25 protein-coding genes are annotated in these 19,500 nt (G+C 70.5%); 9 read left to right on the forward strand and 16 right to left on the reverse strand.

Going from position 1 to position 19,500, the window contains the following annotated elements:
- Nucleotides 1-71 precede the first annotated feature (71 nt).
- The 11 genes from AC1UKG_RS09315 to AC1UKG_RS09365 form a co-directional block, all read right to left on the reverse strand.
- Nucleotides 72-1,121: a hypothetical protein gene (locus tag AC1UKG_RS09315; protein ID WP_482642762.1), complete on the reverse strand. Its 1,050-nt coding sequence runs from the start codon at nucleotides 1,119-1,121 to the stop codon at nucleotides 72-74.
- Nucleotides 1,118-1,453, reverse strand: a complete 336-nt coding sequence (locus tag AC1UKG_RS09320) for a hypothetical protein (RefSeq protein ID WP_482642761.1) — start codon at nucleotides 1,451-1,453, stop codon at nucleotides 1,118-1,120. Before AC1UKG_RS09320 ends, AC1UKG_RS09315 begins: the two co-directional genes overlap by 4 nt.
- Complete coding sequence (locus AC1UKG_RS09325) at nucleotides 1,450-1,785, reverse strand: hypothetical protein (RefSeq protein WP_482642760.1); 336 nt, start codon at nucleotides 1,783-1,785, stop codon at nucleotides 1,450-1,452. The genes AC1UKG_RS09320 and AC1UKG_RS09325 overlap by 4 nt, the downstream gene beginning before the upstream one ends.
- Nucleotides 1,782-2,063, reverse strand: a complete 282-nt coding sequence (locus tag AC1UKG_RS09330; RefSeq protein WP_482642771.1) for a hypothetical protein — start codon at nucleotides 2,061-2,063, stop codon at nucleotides 1,782-1,784. Before AC1UKG_RS09330 ends, AC1UKG_RS09325 begins: the two co-directional genes overlap by 4 nt.
- 275 nt (nucleotides 2,064-2,338) lie before the next feature.
- Nucleotides 2,339-2,563, reverse strand: a complete 225-nt coding sequence (locus AC1UKG_RS09335; protein ID WP_482642759.1) for a hypothetical protein — start codon at nucleotides 2,561-2,563, stop codon at nucleotides 2,339-2,341.
- Between the two features lies 1 nt (nucleotide 2,564).
- A complete protein-coding gene (locus AC1UKG_RS09340) occupies nucleotides 2,565-2,789 on the reverse strand; it encodes a hypothetical protein (protein WP_482642758.1) in 225 nt (74 codons plus the stop codon).
- Nucleotides 2,786-3,109: a hypothetical protein gene (locus AC1UKG_RS09345; protein ID WP_482642757.1), complete on the reverse strand. Its 324-nt coding sequence runs from the start codon at nucleotides 3,107-3,109 to the stop codon at nucleotides 2,786-2,788. Before AC1UKG_RS09345 ends, AC1UKG_RS09340 begins: the two co-directional genes overlap by 4 nt.
- 68 nt (nucleotides 3,110-3,177) lie before the next feature.
- Nucleotides 3,178-3,384, reverse strand: a complete 207-nt coding sequence (locus tag AC1UKG_RS09350; RefSeq protein ID WP_482642756.1) for a hypothetical protein — start codon at nucleotides 3,382-3,384, stop codon at nucleotides 3,178-3,180.
- Nucleotides 3,381-3,857, reverse strand: a complete 477-nt coding sequence (locus tag AC1UKG_RS09355; protein ID WP_482642755.1) for an HNH endonuclease signature motif containing protein — start codon at nucleotides 3,855-3,857, stop codon at nucleotides 3,381-3,383. The genes AC1UKG_RS09350 and AC1UKG_RS09355 overlap by 4 nt, the downstream gene beginning before the upstream one ends.
- Nucleotides 3,854-4,111, reverse strand: coding sequence for a hypothetical protein (locus AC1UKG_RS09360; RefSeq protein ID WP_018251841.1), 258 nt, complete (start codon nucleotides 4,109-4,111; stop codon nucleotides 3,854-3,856). The genes AC1UKG_RS09355 and AC1UKG_RS09360 overlap by 4 nt, the downstream gene beginning before the upstream one ends.
- Nucleotides 4,108-4,359, reverse strand: a complete 252-nt coding sequence (locus AC1UKG_RS09365) for a hypothetical protein (protein ID WP_230514299.1) — start codon at nucleotides 4,357-4,359, stop codon at nucleotides 4,108-4,110. The genes AC1UKG_RS09360 and AC1UKG_RS09365 overlap by 4 nt, the downstream gene beginning before the upstream one ends.
- 177 nt (nucleotides 4,360-4,536) lie before the next feature.
- Between AC1UKG_RS09365 and AC1UKG_RS09370 the strand changes: the two genes are divergently transcribed.
- The gene (locus AC1UKG_RS09370) at nucleotides 4,537-4,980 is read left to right on the forward strand and encodes a helix-turn-helix domain-containing protein (RefSeq protein WP_482642754.1); all 444 of its coding nucleotides are present in this window, start codon (nucleotides 4,537-4,539) and stop codon (nucleotides 4,978-4,980) included.
- Nucleotides 4,981-5,355: 375 nt separating this feature from the next.
- Here AC1UKG_RS09370 and AC1UKG_RS09375 read toward each other — a convergent pair whose 3' ends face one another.
- Both AC1UKG_RS09375 and AC1UKG_RS09380 read right to left on the reverse strand, forming a co-directional pair.
- Complete coding sequence (locus tag AC1UKG_RS09375; RefSeq protein ID WP_018744728.1) at nucleotides 5,356-5,994, reverse strand: TMEM175 family protein; 639 nt, start codon at nucleotides 5,992-5,994, stop codon at nucleotides 5,356-5,358.
- Between the two features lie 244 nt (nucleotides 5,995-6,238).
- Nucleotides 6,239-7,171 (reverse strand): polysaccharide deacetylase family protein, encoded by a 933-nt coding sequence (locus tag AC1UKG_RS09380; protein WP_482642770.1) that lies wholly within the window; start codon nucleotides 7,169-7,171, stop codon nucleotides 6,239-6,241.
- 593 nt (nucleotides 7,172-7,764) lie between these two features.
- Between AC1UKG_RS09380 and AC1UKG_RS09385 the strand changes: the two genes are divergently transcribed.
- Together AC1UKG_RS09385 and AC1UKG_RS09390 are read left to right on the forward strand one after the other, a co-directional pair.
- Nucleotides 7,765-8,562, forward strand: a complete 798-nt coding sequence (locus AC1UKG_RS09385) for an alpha/beta fold hydrolase (RefSeq protein WP_482642753.1) — start codon at nucleotides 7,765-7,767, stop codon at nucleotides 8,560-8,562.
- Between the two features lie 152 nt (nucleotides 8,563-8,714).
- Complete coding sequence (locus tag AC1UKG_RS09390) at nucleotides 8,715-9,863, forward strand: polysaccharide pyruvyl transferase family protein (RefSeq protein WP_018814956.1); 1,149 nt, start codon at nucleotides 8,715-8,717, stop codon at nucleotides 9,861-9,863.
- Between the two features lie 5 nt (nucleotides 9,864-9,868).
- On the opposite strand, the gene AC1UKG_RS09395 is transcribed toward AC1UKG_RS09390, so the two are convergent.
- The gene (locus AC1UKG_RS09395) at nucleotides 9,869-10,075 is read right to left on the reverse strand and encodes a hypothetical protein (RefSeq protein ID WP_018216512.1); all 207 of its coding nucleotides are present in this window, start codon (nucleotides 10,073-10,075) and stop codon (nucleotides 9,869-9,871) included.
- Nucleotides 10,076-10,226: 151 nt separating this feature from the next.
- Between AC1UKG_RS09395 and AC1UKG_RS09400 the strand changes: the two genes are divergently transcribed.
- Nucleotides 10,227-13,505: an SNF2-related protein gene (locus tag AC1UKG_RS09400; RefSeq protein WP_482642752.1), complete on the forward strand. Its 3,279-nt coding sequence runs from the start codon at nucleotides 10,227-10,229 to the stop codon at nucleotides 13,503-13,505.
- Entirely contained in the window at nucleotides 13,502-14,416 is a 915-nt protein-coding gene (locus AC1UKG_RS09405; RefSeq protein WP_018744723.1) for an SWIM zinc finger family protein, read from the forward strand. The genes AC1UKG_RS09400 and AC1UKG_RS09405 overlap by 4 nt, the downstream gene beginning before the upstream one ends.
- 26 nt (nucleotides 14,417-14,442) lie before the next feature.
- Here AC1UKG_RS09405 and AC1UKG_RS09410 read toward each other — a convergent pair whose 3' ends face one another.
- Both AC1UKG_RS09410 and AC1UKG_RS09415 read right to left on the reverse strand, forming a co-directional pair.
- The gene (locus tag AC1UKG_RS09410) at nucleotides 14,443-14,700 is read right to left on the reverse strand and encodes a DUF3040 domain-containing protein (protein ID WP_018216509.1); all 258 of its coding nucleotides are present in this window, start codon (nucleotides 14,698-14,700) and stop codon (nucleotides 14,443-14,445) included.
- A gap of 412 nt (nucleotides 14,701-15,112) precedes the next feature.
- Nucleotides 15,113-15,796, reverse strand: coding sequence for a bifunctional DNA primase/polymerase (locus AC1UKG_RS09415; protein ID WP_026271617.1), 684 nt, complete (start codon nucleotides 15,794-15,796; stop codon nucleotides 15,113-15,115).
- Between the two features lie 229 nt (nucleotides 15,797-16,025).
- On the opposite strand from AC1UKG_RS09415, the gene AC1UKG_RS09420 reads away from it, so the two are divergent.
- The 4 genes from AC1UKG_RS09420 to AC1UKG_RS09435 are packed head-to-tail and all read left to right on the forward strand — an operon-like array spanning nucleotide 16,026 to nucleotide 19,500.
- Nucleotides 16,026-17,249, forward strand: coding sequence for a helix-turn-helix domain-containing protein (locus AC1UKG_RS09420; RefSeq protein WP_018739162.1), 1,224 nt, complete (start codon nucleotides 16,026-16,028; stop codon nucleotides 17,247-17,249).
- The gene (locus AC1UKG_RS09425; protein WP_482642751.1) at nucleotides 17,246-17,842 is read left to right on the forward strand and encodes a flavoprotein; all 597 of its coding nucleotides are present in this window, start codon (nucleotides 17,246-17,248) and stop codon (nucleotides 17,840-17,842) included. The genes AC1UKG_RS09420 and AC1UKG_RS09425 overlap by 4 nt, the downstream gene beginning before the upstream one ends.
- A 58-nt stretch (nucleotides 17,843-17,900) precedes the next feature.
- A complete protein-coding gene (locus tag AC1UKG_RS09430; RefSeq protein ID WP_033669356.1) occupies nucleotides 17,901-18,773 on the forward strand; it encodes a Nif3-like dinuclear metal center hexameric protein in 873 nt (290 codons plus the stop codon).
- On the forward strand, nucleotides 18,763-19,500 hold the full coding sequence (locus tag AC1UKG_RS09435) for a CT398-like coiled coil hairpin domain-containing protein (protein ID WP_018744719.1): 738 nt from the start codon (nucleotides 18,763-18,765) through the stop codon (nucleotides 19,498-19,500). Before AC1UKG_RS09430 ends, AC1UKG_RS09435 begins: the two co-directional genes overlap by 11 nt.

Raw genomic sequence — 19,500 nt, forward strand, 5'->3', positions numbered from 1 at the left:
CTTGGGTCCGTGGCCCGGATAGGGCCGCTGGGTGGGTGGGTTAACCGGCCACCAGTAGGCGGCCGGAGGTTCTAGGGGGCGATGAGCCCGTCGGTGAAGCGGCCAACGCGCCGCTGGTGCGCGGCGGTGTCACCGGCGCACCCATCCCAGCCGGTGGGCTGGCCGGGCCGGTGGAACGGGCACCACTTGCAGCTGTCAGCGCTGGGGGTGGCCGGGATAGCGGCGATGAACGCCGGGTTGACGGCCACGTCCAGGTCGAGAAGCAGTTGCACGGTGGCGTAGTAGCGGTCGATCGTGCGGTGGGCGATGTCCGGGTCGTACGGTTCGGTCCACTCGTCGGAGCCGTCGTACTGCCACGACCGGGCCAACAGGACGAGACGGACGTGACGCACCCGCCGGCCCTTACGCTCATGGCCGAGCCCATACAGGTGGGCCTGCACCCGGTAGTCGGGCGACACCTGCTCGCCGGGCGGCTTACCGGACCGTTTGGCGGTACGCAGTTTGGTCAGGGCGGTGGTGCCGACGTGTTTCCAGTCGACGACCATGTGGTGGTCGGTGTCGAACGCGTCACCGTGACCACGAATACCGTCCACCCCGGGTAGTCCCGGGTCCACCTCAAGGTCGTCCTCTGCCAGCCAGCGTTCCCGGCCGAGCTGGGCGTTCCAGAACGCGACGACCTGTTCCATCTCGGCGTGCACCGCGGTGCCCTGAAACGGCGCCCACGTGGGGGCGTTGACCGGGCGGCGCGGTGCCCCGGCGAGTTTGCGGGCCATCTGCTGCTGACACGGCGTACCCAACTCCGACGGGCCGAGCCGCCGCTGCACCGAGCGGGGACGGCTGGCGTCGTAGTCAATCAACACCGGTCGAAGCTCACCGACCGTTGACGGCGGATCGGCGGCCGGCTCGGCGGTGGGGGTGGTGAACAGATCTGCCGGCGGCGGCGTCGGTGTCGGCACCGGTGCTGGTTCGCACCCGATGTGCCAGCCGGCGCCGGAACCCGGATCTGTGACCAGCATCGGGTCAAGACGTTCCCCACACCGAGCAAGGCAATGCGGCTGCGGCGTCTTGCCGCCGGTCAGGGTCGCGATGACCGCGTCGAGGGTGGCCTGGTCCACACTCATACCGCTGCCTCCTGCTCGTCGAGATGGTCGAGGCGCCGCTCCTCGTCGAGGTCGACGCGCGTGCAGTCGGGACACTGGCTGGCGCCGCACAGATACAGCCGGTCAGCCGGATCCCACCGGTGCTCAGGCAGGTCACAGGTGACACAGCAGGCCAGGTCGGGAGTCCGCCGGTCCCAGTAGCCGGCATCCACCCCGGCGCACTCGGGGCACCAGGCGACCCACCGCCCGCCAGCGGTGACGCCACAGCGCCAACCGGCTACCCGGGCCTGCTCTACCGGGATGCTCTCGGTACGGGAATCGGCGGTGCAGGTAAGCAGACGACTGACGGTCACGACGGGCCCCCGTCCGGCAGTGCGGCGTACCGGTCGGCCAACGTCGGCCGGCGGCCCGGAGGGGCGGGCGGCCGGATCGCTGCGGCCAGCTCGGCGAGCACGGCGCCGACGGCCTGGTCCGGATCGATACCGTCGGACCCGGCGCACGCCTCAGCGAGGGCCAGCCCCGCCCGCCAGTCCCGGCCGGGCTCGGTGAGCCAGTCGGCCAGCGTGGAGAGGATGAGGTCGGCCCGGTTCATGGCGTTGGCGCACCAGTTGCAGTCGTGCTCCTGGCAGGCCATGGCGTGGGGCGAGATGATGTCCACGATCTCGTCGCGCAGGTCGTCGCTCACCGGCCCGCCTCCTCACGACCGGCGAGCCGCTCCCGCGCGGCCACCAAACCCACCCGCAGCCGCTGGGAGGTGCTGATCGCCTGCTCCCGGTCGGCGTGGGCCCGCCGCAGGCCGGCGGACAAGCCACGGGCCAGGTCCCGCCACTGGGCGACCTGCCGGGTACGCCGCTGGTAGGCGGCCGTCGTGGTGTCCAGCTCGTCTTGGAGGCGGGCCCGCTCGGCGTCCGCCTTATCCAGCTCGGCGGTCAGCTCCCGCACCATGTTGTCGACGTGGGTCACCCGCCGGTAGTGCGTGTTAACCGTGCCAGCCTCGACGGCGGCCCGTGCCGCCGCGCTGATAGCGCTCTGGATGACACGGTCACCCGCGCCGATGACCCACTCGGCTGGCACGAGTAGCTCGGGGAGACGGCAGCAGTCGCAGCCACGGCCGAGCCACTGCTCAGCGTCGGCACGGGTGTAGCGGCCACCATCGCCAGGGTTGAGGCGGTAACCACAGCCGCCCGGCCCCCACCATGCCGAGTGATGATTGGACCAGATCAGGTAGGTCGTCTCGGTCATGTGAGGCTCCAGATCAGCAGGGCGGCCAGCACGTAGATGGCGACGCCGAGAGGCACGCCGACCAGCAGGCCGACGACGATCCGCACGGTGTCCGCGTGCGGCGCGGCGGCGTGCCGGGCACCCTCCACCGCCGGACACGCCGGGCCGTGAGTCCGGCCGGGCACGGTCAGGCAGCCGGGGCACACCCCGGGGCCGGAGTGGGTCTGCTGGTGACGTGGCATGTCAGGCCACCTCCCGCAGCGCCGGATCGGTCAGCGGCAGCAGGCCGGGGCAGTGCGGCGGCAGCATCGGCTCGACCTCCGGCGGCGGGTACTCGCCGGTCGCGACCCCCCGCCAGTAGGTGCACCCCCCGTCGCAGCTCTCCCCGGGCAGGTGTCCACACCCCAGGTCCGGGACGGTGATCGGGGCGGCGTCGGCGGCCGTGAGTGGCCAGGACTGGGCGCTCATCGGGCACCGCCCTCGGCGTACTGCGCTACCGCAGATTCCAAACCGGTGATCCTGCCGGGTTTGTAGTCCCGGGCGTGGCCGCGCGGCGCCTTGGTGATCACGCCGTCCAGATCGGTGTAGAAGTAGTCGTATCGGCCACGGCCGATGCTGATCCGGATGTAGTAGCCGGCCCGGGGCATGACCCCGACGGCTGGGTAGGTGTCGTAGTCGGCGAGGGTGAACGCTGACTCGATTTCCGCGAACGGGATCTCCCGCTCGCGGGCACTCCCGACGGCGGCGCACATCTGGCGCTCGGTGGTGTCGGTACGATCGGTGTGCATCTGGACTCCTTGGTTGATCAGGTTCTGGTCCGGGTGTCGAGCCCTCTGCCGGTGGTGCGGCGGGGGGCTCACTTACTGGTGCGCGCCTCGTCAATGAGGTCGACAAGGCGCTGCCGTTGCCATTCCCGCTCCTCAGCGGGAGTCGCCGGCCGCATCCACCGCGGCTCCCGCTCCGGGGTCGGCGACGCGGACAGTGAGGTGAGGCCGACGGCGATGAGGGCCAGGCCGACCGCGATGAGGGCGACCGCGCGGGCGAGTAAGGCGGCGGTGGTCATTGAGCGGCCTTGCTGCCCAACCGCTCACGGCGGCACGTCTTGCACTCGCGCCGGGCGTAGCCCTTCGGAGTGCGCCGCGAGTAGGTGTTCTGTGGCGTGTACTCGTGGCCCTGCCGGCAGTGGGTCTTCGCCGCGTTGTGATGGGGCATGGTGTGGCGGGAGCGGAGCAGGTTCTGCCGCTGCGTTACCGCTTCCAGGTGGGTCGGATTGACGCACCGTCGGTGCCGGCACTCGATACCACCGGGACAGGTGATGTCGGTGTTGTGGCACTGGTGGTCGACGTTCAGGCCGTCTGGGACGGGGCGGACCATCAGTTCGTAGGCGACCCGGTGGGCACCCTCGCTGCCCTTGCCGAAGACCCCGTAGCCGTCGGGGTTGATGTGGCCGCGCCACATCCAGCAGGCGTCGGGGCCGCTGGTGCTGTCGATCTGGGTGATGAAGGCGCGAAGCCGGAGCGGGTTGAGGGCTTTCATGCGGCGGCCTGACGGGTGCGGGCTTTAGCGGACTTGCGGGCAAGATCCGCCATGTGCGCGCGACGCAGCAGATCGATTCGACGGGCCCGCTCGGCGGGGTCGGTGATCTCGGCGGGAACCTGGGCGTCCCAGCGGGCAGCGAGGCCGCGCTGGCCGCGTTGACCGGTGGCCTTGGGATCAAGGTCGCGAGCGGCTCGGCGGAGCCCACCGATACGGCCGGCGGCGACGCGGTCCTTGCGGAGCTGCTGGTTCATGAGGCCGCCCGTTCCCACATGGCGTCACGGGGGAGGCCGAGGCGCTCTGCGGCCCGGCGTTCCTGACGGGCGGTGGTGTCGATGCCCCGGCGCCAGCGGTTGAGGGTGGCGCGGGAGATACCCATTAAGGTGGCGCGCTCGTCGTCGGTCTGCGCGCCGAGGGAGGCGCAACGCTTGTTGACGATGTCCCAGCGCAGTCGCCATGTGTCTGAGGTGGCACTGCGAGCGACCATTGAGGTCTCATGCATGGCACTATCATGCACGTCTCATAGGTGAGACGCAAGCGAGGCTTGCAGGTTCCTTGTATGACATTTGGTCGATGTAGAGTGTCATCTATGACACTAGAGGCAACGCTCTCTAACTGCTGTCTAGCCCGCCCTGGCTCATCGTCTCAAAGACGACACGTGTCATGTATGACGACGACAATGTCCGAACAACAGACCTACCGTGTCCGCATGGCGTCTCCCGAACAACGAGGTCACGACTTCGCGCAGCTCCTGCGTGCGGGTCGCAAGGCGAAAGGCTGGACGCAGGAGGACGTCATCGAAGAGGCCGGCCTGTCTCGGTCGACGTACCTGCGGTGGGAGGCCGGGAGGGTGGAGCGTCCGGACCCCGAGCAGGTCCGGGCAGTCTGCCGCGTGCTGAACATCGACCCGCGGGAGGCGGCCGTCGCGCTCGGCTACCTCACACGGGAAGAGATTGGGCTCGGACCGGAGCCCCCGCGGATGTTCGACGCAACGGTGGAAGAGGTCGTTCAGATTCTTCAAGATCCGGCTGTGTCTGAGATCGAGAAGCGCGAGTGGGTGCAATACCTGAAGTTCCGCACAGGGCGGCCGACGGAGTCGGGTCGTCGTCGTCGCGCAGGATAGGCCCTTCCAATCAAGCAGAACTCGCCTATACGGTTGTCGCTCACCTTCCTAGCGCGGTGAGTGCGTGTTGCTTTGCCGCTCGCCGCTGGACGCCTTACAAGCGAGGGGTCGCAGGTTCGAAACCTGCCGCGCCCACCCCGTATCACCGGCACTGACGATGACCGGACCCCGGCGGTGATCCTCGCGTGGTGCGTGCGGTTCGGAATTGTGGACCGCGGTGAGCGCGCCGACGAACGCCGCGAACGAGTCCGGGGCCGATCTGGGTTGGCGCACGCGCTGTCGAGCTGCCCTCATGGATGGGGCATGAACGTGTGGGCCGGTGGCCGGTGAGCAGCTACCGGTGTTGCCCGGTTTCGGCGCGGCCGACGAGGAAGGCTAGCCACACTCGTCTTCCGCCCGTCCGGCAGGCGGGAGGTCACCCGGGCCGCGGATCAGGTAGATCGCCACCAGCAGTAGGTAGGCGAGCAGACTGAGGATCGGGTTGATGAAGACGATGGCGAAGGCGATCAGGTAGAGCAGCGGGCGAATGAGGTACCGGCGGGAGACCGACGCCGCCAGTTGGGGATCGAGATCCGGGTTGAGCAGTCCACGCCAGCGTGCCCACCACCAGGCCAGGTTGAAAAACAGTGCTTCGCCGAGCACGGCGCCGACGTAGATCGCGGCCGACAACCGCTGGTCCACATCGCTGCCGCGAAGGTGGTCCGAGAGCTGGTTGGCCGTGAACGGGATGGCCGCCACGAACATCAGCATCAGCAGGTTCAGCACCAACAGCATCTGGTCAACCCGGACCACGTATCGCCAACTGTTGTGGTGGGCCAGCCAGATCTGGCCGACGACAGCGAAGGTGATGATGTAGGCGAGGAAGGCTCGCCACTCCTGTCGGAGCCGCGACACCAGGTCGGTGTCGGCCGCTCCCTCCGGGTTGAACTGGAGCAGCTCGACCGCCATCAGAGTCAGTGCGACGGCGATCACGGCGTCGCTGAAGGCCTCCACCCGGGCGGTGTCCCGGGACATCTCGCTGTCTCGCCGATACCGGTGTCTCGGCCCTCCGCCCGCCTGCGTCACGTCACCCCCGCTCCCCGCTGGAACCGCACACTGATCGTCACCCGGCGGGACGGAGTGCGTGGCGAAACCGCCCTCAGTCGACCGGAGCGGACGAGTTTGTGGGATGGCCGAGCGTGGGGCGCCAGTCGATGGGTGCCGCGCGCGCGATGACGAGTGCCGTCGTGGCGTCGGCGACCCGTCTGGTGCGGACGGTTCACCAACGGGGAGGCCGCTCCGGAGAAGTCGCAACAGGGAGTACTTCGTCGAGTCGTCGGAAACGTAAGCCGCGTGCTATGAGAACCGGAAGTGCGCGTTCGACCCCGGCGGCTGTCTCCGATCCAGGGCGGTTGAAGTGTGCCAGCAGGATTCCGCCGGGGCGGAGCCGCAGGAACTGCTGGTAGACCTGGTCGGCGCTTGCGGTGGCGCCGGAGTCGCCGTTGACGCTGAACATCACGATCCATTCGCCCATCGCTCGGGACACCTGCGTGGCCACGTTGTCGGCGTGGGCTGTTCCAGGGCGGAAGAACTTTGGCTGGAGGTCGTAGTTTGTGGCCATCCACGTGTGCATGCCGGCGATTTCGTCGTACACCTCGCCAACGTTCTTCGTGCCGGCGATTCCGTACGCAGAGCGACCGGAAACCGACAACGGGCGATGTTTGGTGCCGTGGTTGCCGATCTCGAACAGGGGGTCAGCCACCAGGCTTTCGAATTCCTGTCGATGAGTAATTGCCCAGCGCTGGTTGACAAACAGCGTCGCCGGTATGCGCTGCGCCCGCAGCGTGTTGATCAACCGTTCGTCGTAACCGCTGCTGTCGCTGCAAGCATCGAACGTCAGGCAGACGGAGTTGCGAGTCAGCGAGGTGTCGGTCGGAAATGTCGACCAGGAACTGTCCGGGTGTAATCCCCAGTAGTGTGGTGTCCGGGCACCGTACTGGCTGATGATCTCTTCTCGGGACGGTAGCGTGCCGGTGCCGGTGCCGGTGCCGGTGCCGGTGGTCGTCGGTGGCGCGGGGGTGGCGCTGACATCGGCGGGCTCTATCCAGGCGGGGTCGATTCCGTGGGCGCTACGGTCAGTCCACCGAGGGGCTATTTTCGTCCCCACGAGGGCGGTTAGCCCGCCAAGCGTTCCGACGCCCGCCAGCGTCATCAGTTTTCTGCGGCTGACTAATTGTGTTGGTCGTTTCCGACCGCCAGTCGCCTCCGGCCTGCCTGTCATTTACGGATCATACCCGTCAACATGAGGCGGGTTCGAATTCTGCCGAGGCTCGAAGGCTCCTGCGTGGCCCGGATGGCGCCTCACCTGGTTTCGTGGACGCATCACGTCGGGTGGCAGCGGTCGCAGCGGTGACCGCAACCCAACGGCACACTCCGGCGGGAGTGCTCGGGCGGAGTATCCGGCCTGGTCAACATGGCGATGTTCGGGCCTGTTGCGTTCGCGATTCCGCTCGGTGCCGCAGCTGTTCAGCTCGGCAGCACGGTCCCACTCGCCGCTTGGGCGGGGGTCTGTCTCGCCGCTGCAGCCATCGCGCTCTATCGACCCCGCTCGCGCACGGTGCGCCGAGCAGCTCCGGGCGATACGACGCCCAACGGCGTGTCGTCGCCAGAGCCGCCAGGACACCGGCAAGCAGTCGGAACGGTTCCGCGACAGACCTGGAACAGCCAGCACCGACGGCGACATCCGGGCAATAGGATCACCGGTATGCACGGTGGTGCGGGCCGCCGGAGGTCGGGTGGGGAACCGTGAGCTACGCCGATGTCAACGGGCTTCGAATGTGGTACGAGTGGCACGGAACCGGGCCCCCGCTGGTGTTGCTGCACGGCGGCTTCGGGTCGACCGAGCTGTTCGCCCCGCTCCTGCCGGCCCTGACGGAGCGGCGCAGCGTCCTGGCGGTGGATCTTCAGGGGCATGGCCGAACCGCCGACGTGGACCGTCCGTTCCGGTACGAGTCACTGGCCGACGACGTCGCCGCGTTGCTGACGAAGCTCGGTCTGACTGAGGCGGACGTGCTCGGATACTCGCTCGGCGGCGGGGTGGGGCTGCGTACCGCGATCCAGCATCCGGACCTGGTCAACCGGCTGGTGGTGGTCTCCGCGCCCTGCCGCCAGCAGGGCTGGTATCGAGAGACCCGCGCCGAGATGGCCCAGCAGGACGAGGCGGTGGGGGAGCGGATGCGGGGCACCCCGGCGCACCGGCGCTACCTCCGGATCGCGCCCCGGCCGGACCAGTGGCCCCGGCTGTGGGCGAAGTCGGGGGAACTGCTGCGGCGCGAGTACGACTGGTCGGCGGAGGTGGCCGCCCTCGTCCTGCCCACGCTGCTGGTCTTCGCCGACGCGGACTCGGTGACCACCGCGCACATGGTGGAGTTCTTCGGGCTGCTCGGTGGCGGTCACCGGGACGCTGGCTGGGACGGCACCGGTCGGTCGGCCGCCCGGTTGGCGGTGCTGCCCGGCCTCACCCACTACGACATTCTCTCGTCTCCGGCCCTGCCGGCGGCGGTGCTGCCCTTCCTCACCCATCCCGCCGGCCCTCCCGGCTGACACCAGCCTCGGCCCGGCGACGCCTCCCCCGCGGTCCGTCCGGCCTCCCCCGCCGTCCGTCCGGCCGCCGGGTCCCTACCCGTCGCGCGGGGCAGGACTGTTCCTCGGCGTACCGGGAAATCCGCATGGACGCACCCGGGGAGGAGCGACGGATGACAGCTGGCACCGGCCTGACCATCGGCGTGCTCGGCTCGTACGGCGGTCGTAACCTCGGTGACGAGGCGATCCTCACCGGCCTCCTGGCCGACCTGCGGGAGCAGGAGCCGAACGCCCGGATCATCGTCTTCTCCCGCAACCCCGATCACACCCGAGCGGCGCACCCGGATGTGGAGGCGGTGCCGTGGGAGGGGGTGAGCCGCACCGACTCGTCCCCGATGCTCGCTCAGCTCGATCTGCTCATCCTGGGAGGCGGCGGCATCCTCTACGACCAGGAGGCCCGTCGCTACCTGCGGGTTGTTCGGGTCGCCCAGGAGCGCGGCCTACCGCTGCTCACCTACGCGGTGGGCGTCGGCCCGCTCAGCGAGATGGTGGACACCGGGATGGTTCGCGAGACCCTGGCCGGGGCGACCCAGGTCACGGTGCGGGACCAGGAGTCTCGGATGCTCCTGGAGGAGGCTGGGCTGCTCAACCCGATCACGGTCACCGCGGATCCGGCGTTTCTCCTGGAGCCCGAGGACTTCCCCGTGCACCTGCTTCGGGAGGAGGGAGTGCCGTCGGGTCGGCATCTGGTCGGGATGAGTGTGCGTGAACCGGGGCGGGCCGCCGAACGGCTCGATGTCGACGGCTACCACCGGCTCCTGGCCCAGATCGGCGACTTCTTGGTACACCGGATCGATGCTGATGTCCTGTTTGTCCCGATGGAGCGGGATGACATCCGGCACTCCCACGGCGTGCTGTCGCATATGGTCGCCGCCGAACGAGGGCGTATCCTGCACGGCAGCTACTCACCCCAGCAGGTGCTCGGCCTGATGCGCCACTTCGACCTGGCGGTCGGCATGCGGCTGCATTTTCTGATCTTCGCCGCGATGGTGAACACCCCATTTCTTCCCCTCCCGTACGCCGGCAAGGTCTTCGACCTGGCCCAGCGCCTCGGCGTCCCCGCCCTGCGTGGGGTGGAGCGGGAGGTCGAGGGCCCGCTACTGGCCGAGGTTGACCGGCTGTGGGACGAGCGGGAGCAGCGCGCCGAGGCCACCGCCCGGCGGGTCGCCGAGGTGTGCGAGGAGGCCCGGGGTACCTCGAAGGTGACCCGGGTGGTGCTGGAGAGTCTCCGGACCCAGTCGATGGTCTCCGTGGACGGGTGAACCGGTCAGACCGCCGGACCCCGCCAGCAGTAGCGCCACCTCCTGGCATCTCCCCCCACCGTCTCCAACTCGTAGATCTCGGCGTCGGCGAGTCCGCCGTCGCCGAGGTGGTGGTGGGTCAGCGGTGGGCGACCGTTCGGGTCCAGTTCGACGGTGACGGTCTGCCCGTCGGACGAACCACCGGCCAGCGGAATCTCCACGGTTGGCGCCATGCGCCCATCCTGCCCCGACCGGCGCGCTGGCGGAGCGGAAGCGTCGGCCCCGGAAAACGGGTACGGGTCAGGAACGGGTCTGCTACAGCGGTGACGAGCCTCGCTGCCACCCCGCCTATCCTGGGCCGGGGCGCCAACGAGGGGAGGTCGCGTGCTGGTTGTCCACGGGTCGTGGCGGCCCGGCAGCGGGCTCGCCATCTGGGCCGAGGACAGCACGTCGGCGCCGCGGGCACCTCGCCGGGCCGGGCGGGCGCCCCGCGAGCGACCACACCCGTTCGCCGCCGGTCACCCCGTGCTCGCCGCAGCCCTGGCCGAGGTCGCCGAGCCGACCGCCCCCGGCACGGCGCTGCTCACCCTGCCCACCCGGGCCGGTTCGCCGCTGGACTCGCCGGAGCTGGTCCGCACCGCGCCGGTCGAACCGCTCCGTGGACCCGTCACGTTGGCCGGGTGGCGGGTGCCCGCCCTGGTGTACGCCCCGGACACCGCCCTGTCGCTGCTCTCGCGGATCACCGTGGTCGGCGCGCTACCGGACGCCGTACCCGGTGCCACCCTGCGTCACCTTGCGGAGCTGGCGGCCTTCGCCGTGGACCTCGCCGCCCGCGGTCGGGTCCTGCCCGGCGTCCGGCCGGAGCCCGGCGGTGAACCGCGGCCGGCCTCGGAGGCACGGCAACGCACGGGCACCACCCGCGCCGGTCGAGCCGCCCCGGCCCGGTTGACCCCGCCTTCGGGGGAGCGGGCCAGCGCCGCCGCGTGGGCGGTGTGGCGGCCGCTGCTCACCGGCGTGGACGCCGGTTGGGCCCGTGCCCTCGCTCTCGCCCTGCCGCCCGCCGCCCGCGCCGCCGTCGAGATCGATCCGGATCCGCTCGCCGCGGCCCGCGCACCGGAAAGACCCGTAACCAGCGGAGCAGAAGCGCCCGCCGACGGTGGTGCATCGCCGCGGGCTCGGGGTACGAGGCGACCGACGGCGGCCGTCGCGGAGCCCGGGGAACTGGTGGCCGAGGCGCTCGACGCGCTCACCGACGCGGCTGTGCGCACTGCCCTCGCGGAGACCGCCCTTGCCCGGGGAACTCGTCCGCGGGGTGCGGTCACGGCGTGGCTGGCGGCGCTCACCGGCCCGCGTCGTGACTTTGTCGCCGACTCGGTGGAGCTCGACACCTTGCGCGGCGAGCTGGACGCCTGGCAGCGCGATGCGGTGGGAGGGGCGGTCCGGGCCAGCTTTCGGCTGGTGGAGCCGCCACCGGATGGGTTGTTCGAGGCGACGGCCGGTGGTCTGGTCGCGGCCGAGGGGCCGTGGCGGGTCGAGTTCGGCCTACAACCGGCTGACCAGCCCGGCCTGCATGTTGAAGCGGCGCGGATCTGGCACGAGCCGGTGGCCCTACCCGGCCCGGCCGCTCCGCAGGAGGCCCTGTTGGCCGAGTTGGGGCGGGCCAGCCGGCTCTGGCCGGAGCTGAACTCGTCCCTGCGCACCGCCACTCCGGAGGCGCTGGAGCTGGACACAGCGGGCGCGCACCGCTTTCTCCGCGATGGCGCGCCGGTGCTGCACGCAGCCGGGTTCGCGGTGCTGCTGCCCTCGTGGTGGCGGCGTCCCTCATCCCGGCTCGGTGCGCGACTACAGGCCCAGAGCCGCACCGCCCCGGGCACCGTGGCCGGGGCGGGCGGTGGGGTGGGGCTGGATGCCCTGGTCGACTACCGCTGGGAGGTGTCCCTCGGCGACCAGCCGCTGACCGCCGAGGAGTTGGAAGCGCTGGCCGCGCTGAAATCGCCGCTGGTCCAGCTGCGGGGGCGCTGGGTGGAGCTGGACCCGAAGCGTCTCGCCGCCGGCCTGCGGCTGCTCCGCGCCACCGGTGAGCTGACCGTCGGTGACCTGCTGCGGCAGGGCCTCGCCGACCCCGCCGCCGACGCGCTGCCGGTGCTCGAGGTGGCGGCCGACGGTGCGTTGGGGGAGCTGCTCGCCGGAGCCGTGGAGCGGCAACTCACCCCGGTGGACCCGACCCCGTCGTTCCGCGGCGTGCTCCGCCCCTACCAGCGGCGAGGACTGGCCTGGCTCTCCTTCCTCCAGTCCCTCGGTTTGGGCGGGGTGCTCGCCGACGACATGGGTCTCGGCAAGACGGTGCAGCTACTCGCGTTGTTCGCCGGTGATCCGCCGGGCGTCGGCCCGACCCTGTTGGTCTCGCCGATGTCCCTGGTCGGTAACTGGCAGCGGGAGGCGGCGACCTTCACCCCGGGCGTACGGGTCCACGTGCATCACGGCGCCGAGCGGGCCCGGGGGGCGGCGTTCACCGCGGCGGTGGCGGGCGCGGACCTGGTCCTTACCACGTACACGGTCGCGGCGCGGGATGCGGGGGAGCTGGCCGGGGTCGACTGGCATCGGGTGGTGGTGGACGAGGCACAGGCGATCAAGAACGCCTCGACCCGGCAAGCCGAGGCGGTTCGCGCGTTGCCCGCCCGGCATCGGATCGCGGTCACCGGCACCCCGGTGGAGAATCGGCTCGCCGACCTCTGGTCGATCATGCAGTTCGCCAATCCCGGCCTGCTCGGTCCGGCCGCCGAGTTCAAGAAGCGGTACGCCGAACCGATCGAGCGGCACGGCGACGCGGAGGCAGCCGAGCGGCTGCGCCGGATCACCGGCCCGTTCGTGCTGCGTCGGCTCAAGACCGACTCGTCGATCATCTCCGACCTGCCAGCGAAGCTGGAGATGGAGGTGGTGTGCAATCTGACCGGGGAACAGGCAGCCCTCTACCGCGCGGTGGTGGACGACATGATGGCCCAGATCGAGTCCAGCGAGGGCATCGAGCGGCGCGGGCTCGTGCTGACCGCCATGACCCGGCTCAAGCAGGTCTGTAACCATCCGACACACCTGTTGCGGGACAACTCGGCGCTGGCCGGCCGCTCCGGCAAGCTGGCCCGGCTGGAGGAGATCCTCGACGAGGTGCTTGCCGCGGGGGAGAAGGCCCTGCTCTTTACCCAGTACGCCGAGTTCGGCGGCATGCTGCGCGGCCACCTGTCGGCGCGGTTCGGACAGGAGACGCTGTTCCTGCACGGCGGCGTCGGTAAGGCCGACCGGGATGCGATGGTGACCCGGTTCCAGTCCCCGGGCGGCCCCGCGCTCTTCGTGCTCTCGCTCAAGGCCGGTGGTACCGGTCTCACCCTGACCGCGGCCAACCACGTCGTGCACGTTGACCGCTGGTGGAATCCGGCGGTGGAGGACCAGGCCACGGACCGGGCGTTCCGCATCGGGCAGCGGCGGCGCGTGCAGGTCCGAAAGTTCGTCTGCGCCGGCACCGTGGAGGAGAAGGTCGCCGCGCTCATCGCCGACAAGCGCCGGCTCGCCTCGACCGTGGTGGGCGCCGGTGAGCAGTGGGTGACCGAGCTGTCCACGGCGCAGCTGCGGGAGCTGTTCCAGCTGGAGGCCGGGGCGGTGGTCGAATGAGCCCCCGGGCCGCTGGCAGTGACAAGCCGGCCCGCCGGGCCGACCGGTTCGCCGACTACGGTCCACCGCGCCGGGTCGCCGGAGGGTTACGCGCGCGTAGTACCCGTGGCGCGATCGGCACCTCCTGGTGGTCCCGCCGGTTCCTGGAGGTGTTGGAGTCCTTCGCGTTGGGCACCCGCCTCACCCGCGGTCGGTCGTACGCCCGGGCGGGGCAGGTGCTGCGGCTGGAGGTGATGCCGGGCGAGGTGACGGCCGTGGTGCAGGGCTCGCGGTCCCGGCCGTACGAGGTGCGGATCACGCTGGCGCCCTTCCCGGCGACGCTCTGGTCCCGGGTGGAGGAGGAGTTGGCCGCGCAGGCCTTCTTCAGCGCTCGCCTACTCGCCGGTGATCTCCCCGCCGAGTTGGAGGAGCTCTTCACCGCTGCGGGTGCGCCGCTGTTCCCCGCCGACCTGGCCGAGCTGGGCCAGTGGTGCAACTGCCCCGACGGTGCAGTGCCGTGTAAGCATCTCGCCGCGACCTTCTACCTTCTCGCCGAGGCGTTCGACGCCGACCCGTTCGCGTTGCTGCACTGGCGCGGCCGTGGTCGCGACGAGTTGCTGGACCGGCTGCGGGTGCGCCGGGGTGGTGCCGGCGCCGCACCCGAAGGGGCCGGTTCGGACGATGTGTCGTCGGCGCCGGTGACCGGTGCCGCGCGGTCGGTGGCGGGTCTGCCGGCGGCGTCGCTGGCTGATGCGGTGGACCGGTTCTGGACCGCGCCGGTTCCGCTGCCCGACCGACCGCCGACCTTGGCGACCGGGACTGAGCTGCTGCTGCGGCAGCTCGGTGCGCCGGCCCCGGCCATCGGTGGCCCTGGGCTGGTGGAGCGACTACGCCGGGCGTATCGGCGGCTCGGCGCGCTGGGCACCGACTGATCGTCTGTGGCGGAAGGCCGGGTGATTCATAGCCAGCGGCGCCGGAAGCGCCACATGACCACGGCGTTGGCCACCAGGACCACCGCGCAGACCGCACCAGCCGTCGGGCCGGCAAGCACGGTCGTCGCCGGGAGCGCCGCCCAGAGCACGATGGTCAACAGCATCAACCACCGGCCGCGGTGGCCCTTCGCCCGATGGTCCAGCCGAGCGAAGAATGCCGGGTCGCTCTCCCGGAGATTGCGGGTGATCTGCTCGAATCTGCGCTGATCCTCTTTGCTGAGCATGTGCCTTCCCCTCACGTGTTCAGCGGTTCGCCGCGCATACCCGCTGCGGTAGCGGGTCACGCTCCTGCTGCTGACACTTTCCGACGCACCGGGTCTGGCGCTGCCCAGAGTTGCGTGGCTACGTTGCTGGCGCCCAGTGGCTGGGCCGCCATGCCCTGGGTCAGCGGCTCGGCGGTGGCGCGGCGGTGGTGCGGCGGCGGCTCTGGATTGGCGGCCAGTTCAATGGGGCCTTTTGTCTGGCTCAGTATCCTCGCGGAGGGCTAAGTTCCCTTGTGGATGCCTTGCAACCTTTAAGGTCAGTATTGACCTACCCAGCAGGCTTTCAGCCTGCTGGGTACCGTCTGTCCGGAGGGCGTGATGGGCAGTGCGACGGGTGCGTCGATGGCCATTGGAGTGGGCTCATCAGGGCTGGTCAGCGTCCCTGCCGAGGAAGCGGCAGGTGACCGGGGACCAGCTGCTCCGCTGCCAGTGGCACTCCGGTCGCCTGTAACTCCGCGATCAGGCTGTTCTGCACCAGGTACGAGTCGGGGAGCTGCCAGCGCGCCTGCTCCGGGGCGACCACCCAGCGCACGGCACCTTCGGGTAGCCGGGTCGGTGGGGCCGGGATCCACGAACCCGGGCCGTGCCGCACCACGTGGAAGCAGTGTTCAAGTTCGGGTCGAAGCGGGTCGCCGGGTCGGACCAGGAACATCCACCGGCCGGTGGGGGTGGAGAGCACCGGACCGCGTACTCCCGGGCCGGCTGGATGGTTCTGGACCGCGAGGAGTACGTCTCGTCCGACGTGGGCCGACACCTCCAGGACGTCGAAGGCGCGCCCGGTGGGTAGCAGAACGCCGTGTGGCCGGGTCCGCCACCACGTCGCGATCCGGGCCGGGTCGGCGCTGGCGGAGTGCTCCCAATCCACCAGCGCGGGGTGGCAGCCGACGGTGGGGCAGCCCGCCCGTCCGCAGACGAAGCGGCTGCGGGCCAGGCACGCGCCGGGGGTCACCTCCCAGCCGTGCAGCGCGTAGCGCACGGCGACGCGGCGCAGCCGTACCCGCTCCAGGGGTGACAGCTGGGCGACCCGCGGTCCGATATTCCCCCACATATGTGCCATCTCCCCTCGCCGGATCCGGTCGTGCCGGTGGCGTCTGTCGAGCACCGTCACTGCCTCGACCCGCGATCGTTGAGTTGACGAACGGCCGATGCAACTTGCATGAACGCTAGGAGCGTCGGCTGATCAGCTGACGTACATGCTGTGCGACCAGAAGAAACCTGAACAAAGCGCCGTGCCCGCGACAAATCTGGCTTATCGGTCGGAGTGGACGTGTGGGAAGGGACGGGACATGGACGAGCTACCCATCGGGCGTCGGGTGGCCTACTGGCGGGGGCGACGAAAGATGTCCCAGCAGGTCTTCGCGGACCGGCTGGGGAAGTCGAAGAGCTGGGTGGACAAGGTCGAGCGCGGGGTACGCCGGCTGGACAAGTTTTCCGTCATCTACGAGATCGCCGACACCCTCCGGGTTGATGTGCAGCTACTGCTCGGCAAGGACCCGGAACGGCGGTCTGACGCGCTGAACTGTATCGACCAGACCGAGGTGCAGGAGATTCGCGCGGCGCTGGAGCGGTACGACGCGATGAGCGCCTACTTCGACGCGGCACCGTACCCGCCGCCCCTGCCCGACATGCGCAAGGCCGTCACCCACGCCTGGTTGACCTATCAGTACGGTCGCTACGGGATGCTGACTCGCTCGTTGCCCAAGCTGCTGCGGGACGCGCAGGCGGCCGACGCCGGCTTCGGTGGCGACGACAACCGCGAGGCGGCGCACCTGCTCGGGCAGGTCTACCAGATCGCCTCGTCGGTCCTGCGCAAGCTGGGGGAGTGCGACCTGGCGTGGCTCGCCGCCGATCGGGCGATGGCGGTAGCCCAACGAGCCGACGATCCGCTGCTGGCCGGCATCGCCACCGCCCGGGTCGGTAACGCCCTGGTGGCGATGGGACGCCCCTTCCCGGCCCTGGAGGTCAACGTCGCCATCGCGAACCGCTTGGCCCCGGGAGGCGACAACGACGCTACCCCGGATCGGCTGTCGGTCTACGGCATGCTGCTGCTCCAGGGGGCGATGGCCGCCTCTCGGATCGGTGACACCGCCACAGTGGATGACCTCCTGGGCGGCGCCGACGAGGCGGCCACCCTGCTCGGTGGCGACCAGAACCACTACTGGACCTCCTTCGGGCCCACCAACGTGGAGTTGCACCGCGCCGCAGCGGCCGTAGAGCTTGGCGACGGCGGCCGAGCAGTAGAGGTCCACCAGCGCATCGGGCCGGAGTTCAACGCCCTGCTACCCGAGCGCCGTGCCCACCACCTGCTCGACATCGCCCGGGGCTACGCACAGGTTGGGGATGTGGTGAACGCCGGCGAGATGCTGCTGCAAGGCGACCGGCTCGCTCCGTCCGAGATCCGTTGCCGGCCGATCGCCCACGAGGTGATGTCCGACATCCTGCGTCGCACCCGGGGCACCCCGTCCGCCTCGATCGCGGAGTTGGCTGAACACATGGGAGTCGGAATATGAGTGTGGACGCTCCGCTGGCCACGTCGCAGCCGACCGACGCTGGTCGCCGGGTTCTCTACGTGCTCGCCTGTGGTTCGCCGCTGGCCCGTCGCGTCGGCCGGCTCGTCGAACTGGCCCAGCAGGCCGGGTGGGAGGTCTGCGTCGTCACCACCCCCGACGGGGCCCAGTTCGTTGACCGGCCGGCGCTGGTCCGACAGACCGGCTATCCGGTCCGAAGCCACTACAAGAACCCGGGTGACCCGGATGTCCTGCCGCCGGCGGACGCGATGATCGTCTGCCCGGCCACGGTGAACACGGTCACCAAATGGGCGGTGGGGATGGCCGACACCCTCCCCCTCGGCCTGCTCGTGGAGGCGCAGGGCCGCGGGGTGCCGCTGGTCGCGGTCCCCTTCACCAACGCGGCGATGGCCGCCCACCCAGCGTTCCAGACGGCCCTCGGCCGGCTCTCCGAGTGGGGCGTCACGGTGCTCTTCGGCGACCACGTCGTCCCACTGCACCCACCCGGATCCGGTGAGCGTCACCTAACCGCCTTCCCCTGGGAGGCGGTGGTGGCCGCGTTGCCGGAACCATCGGCGGCGACCAGGGTCGCCTGACCGTCCGCCTGGGTGGCGACGCGTTCTGTCCCCACCCGCGCCGGTAAGCTGGCCCGCCGTGAGGACACCCGAATTCCCGCCGACGGTCGCCGACGTGGTGGCCGAGTTGGAGCGGCGCTACCCACCGGCGTGGGCGCAGGAGTGGGACCGCGTCGGTCTGGTCCTCGGCGACCCGAACGCGCCGGTCCGCCGGGTGCTCTGCGTGGTGGACGTGGTGCCGGAGACGGTCGCTGAGGCGATTGAGGCCCGGGCCGACCTGGTCGTGGCGCATCATCCGCTGTTCCTGCGGGGGGTGTCGTCGGTCGCCCCGACCACCTATAAGGGGCGGATTGTCCACCAGCTGATCAAGTCCGATGTCGCGCTGTACGTGGCGCACACCAACGCGGACGTCGCCGAACCCGGCGTTTCCGACGCACTGGCCGCCCGATTCGGGCTGACCGGGCTTCGGCCGCTGGCACCTCCCGCCGTCGGCGCACCCGCACACGGTGCCGGCCGGGGGATCGGCCGCATCGGCGAGCTCCCTGAGCCGATGACCCTCGCCGAGCTGACCCGGCACGCCGCCGCCGTGCTTCCCGCCACCGCCTGGGGCGTACGCGCCGCCGGCGACCCGCGACGCGAGGTGCGTACGCTCGCCGTCAGCGGCGGATCGGGCGACAGCTTCCTCGCCGCCGCGACGACCGCGGGGGTGGACGCCTACCTCACGGCCGACCTGCGGCACCACCCCACCAGTGAGCACCTGGCGACCGGTGGTCCGGCGTTGCTCGATGCCGCGCACTGGGCGACCGAACGCCCGTGGCTGGACGACCTGGCCGCCGCCCTGCGGGAGACGATGGGCGTAGCGACGCTCGTGTCCGACCTGGAGACTGACCCATGGACCGTACATGCCGCCCCGCCCGCGGCGGACGACAAGGAGCCCGACCATGAAGGCTGAACCGTTAGTCCAGCGCCGCCTGCTCGACCTGGCCGGGATCGACACCACCCTCGCCCAACTGGCTCACCGCCGTCGGACGCTGCCAGAGCGGGCCGAACTGGACGCCCTCGCCCGGGAACTGTCCGCGCTGGAGGACGAACGCGCCCGCGCCCAGGTGGCCATCGATGACCTGGACCGGGACATCGACCGGCTGGAACAGGACGTTGACCAGGTGCGAGCCCGCAAGCGCAAGGACGAGGACCGCCTCGCCGCCGGCGTCGGCCCGGCCCGGGAGTTGGAGGCGCTTCAGCACGAGTTGGCCTCCCTCAACCGCCGCCAGGGCGACCTCGAGGACGCCGAACTGGAGTTGATGGAGCAGCGGGAGACCGCGCAGGGCGTCCTGACCGGGATCGAGAAGCGGATCACCGAGGCCCGGGAGAAGCGGGATGCCGTCGAGCAGCGCCGCGATGACAGCCTGAGCGAGATCACCAAGGAGGAGGAGTTCAAGCGCGGCGCCCGCCAGCCCCTCGCCGCCGACCTTCCCGATGAACTGGTCGCGCTCTACGACAAGATTCGGGCGGAGAGCGGACTCGGTGCGGCCCTGCTCACTGCCGGTCGGTGCGGCGGGTGCCGGTTGGAACTCTCCGGCGCGGACCGGGCCCGAATCCGCGCGGCGGATCCGGACGACGTGGTGCGCTGTGAGGAGTGTCGCCGGATCATGATCCGTACCAACGAGTCCGGGCTGTAG

This window comes from Salinispora sp. CH2A1_6 (assembly GCF_056820975.1).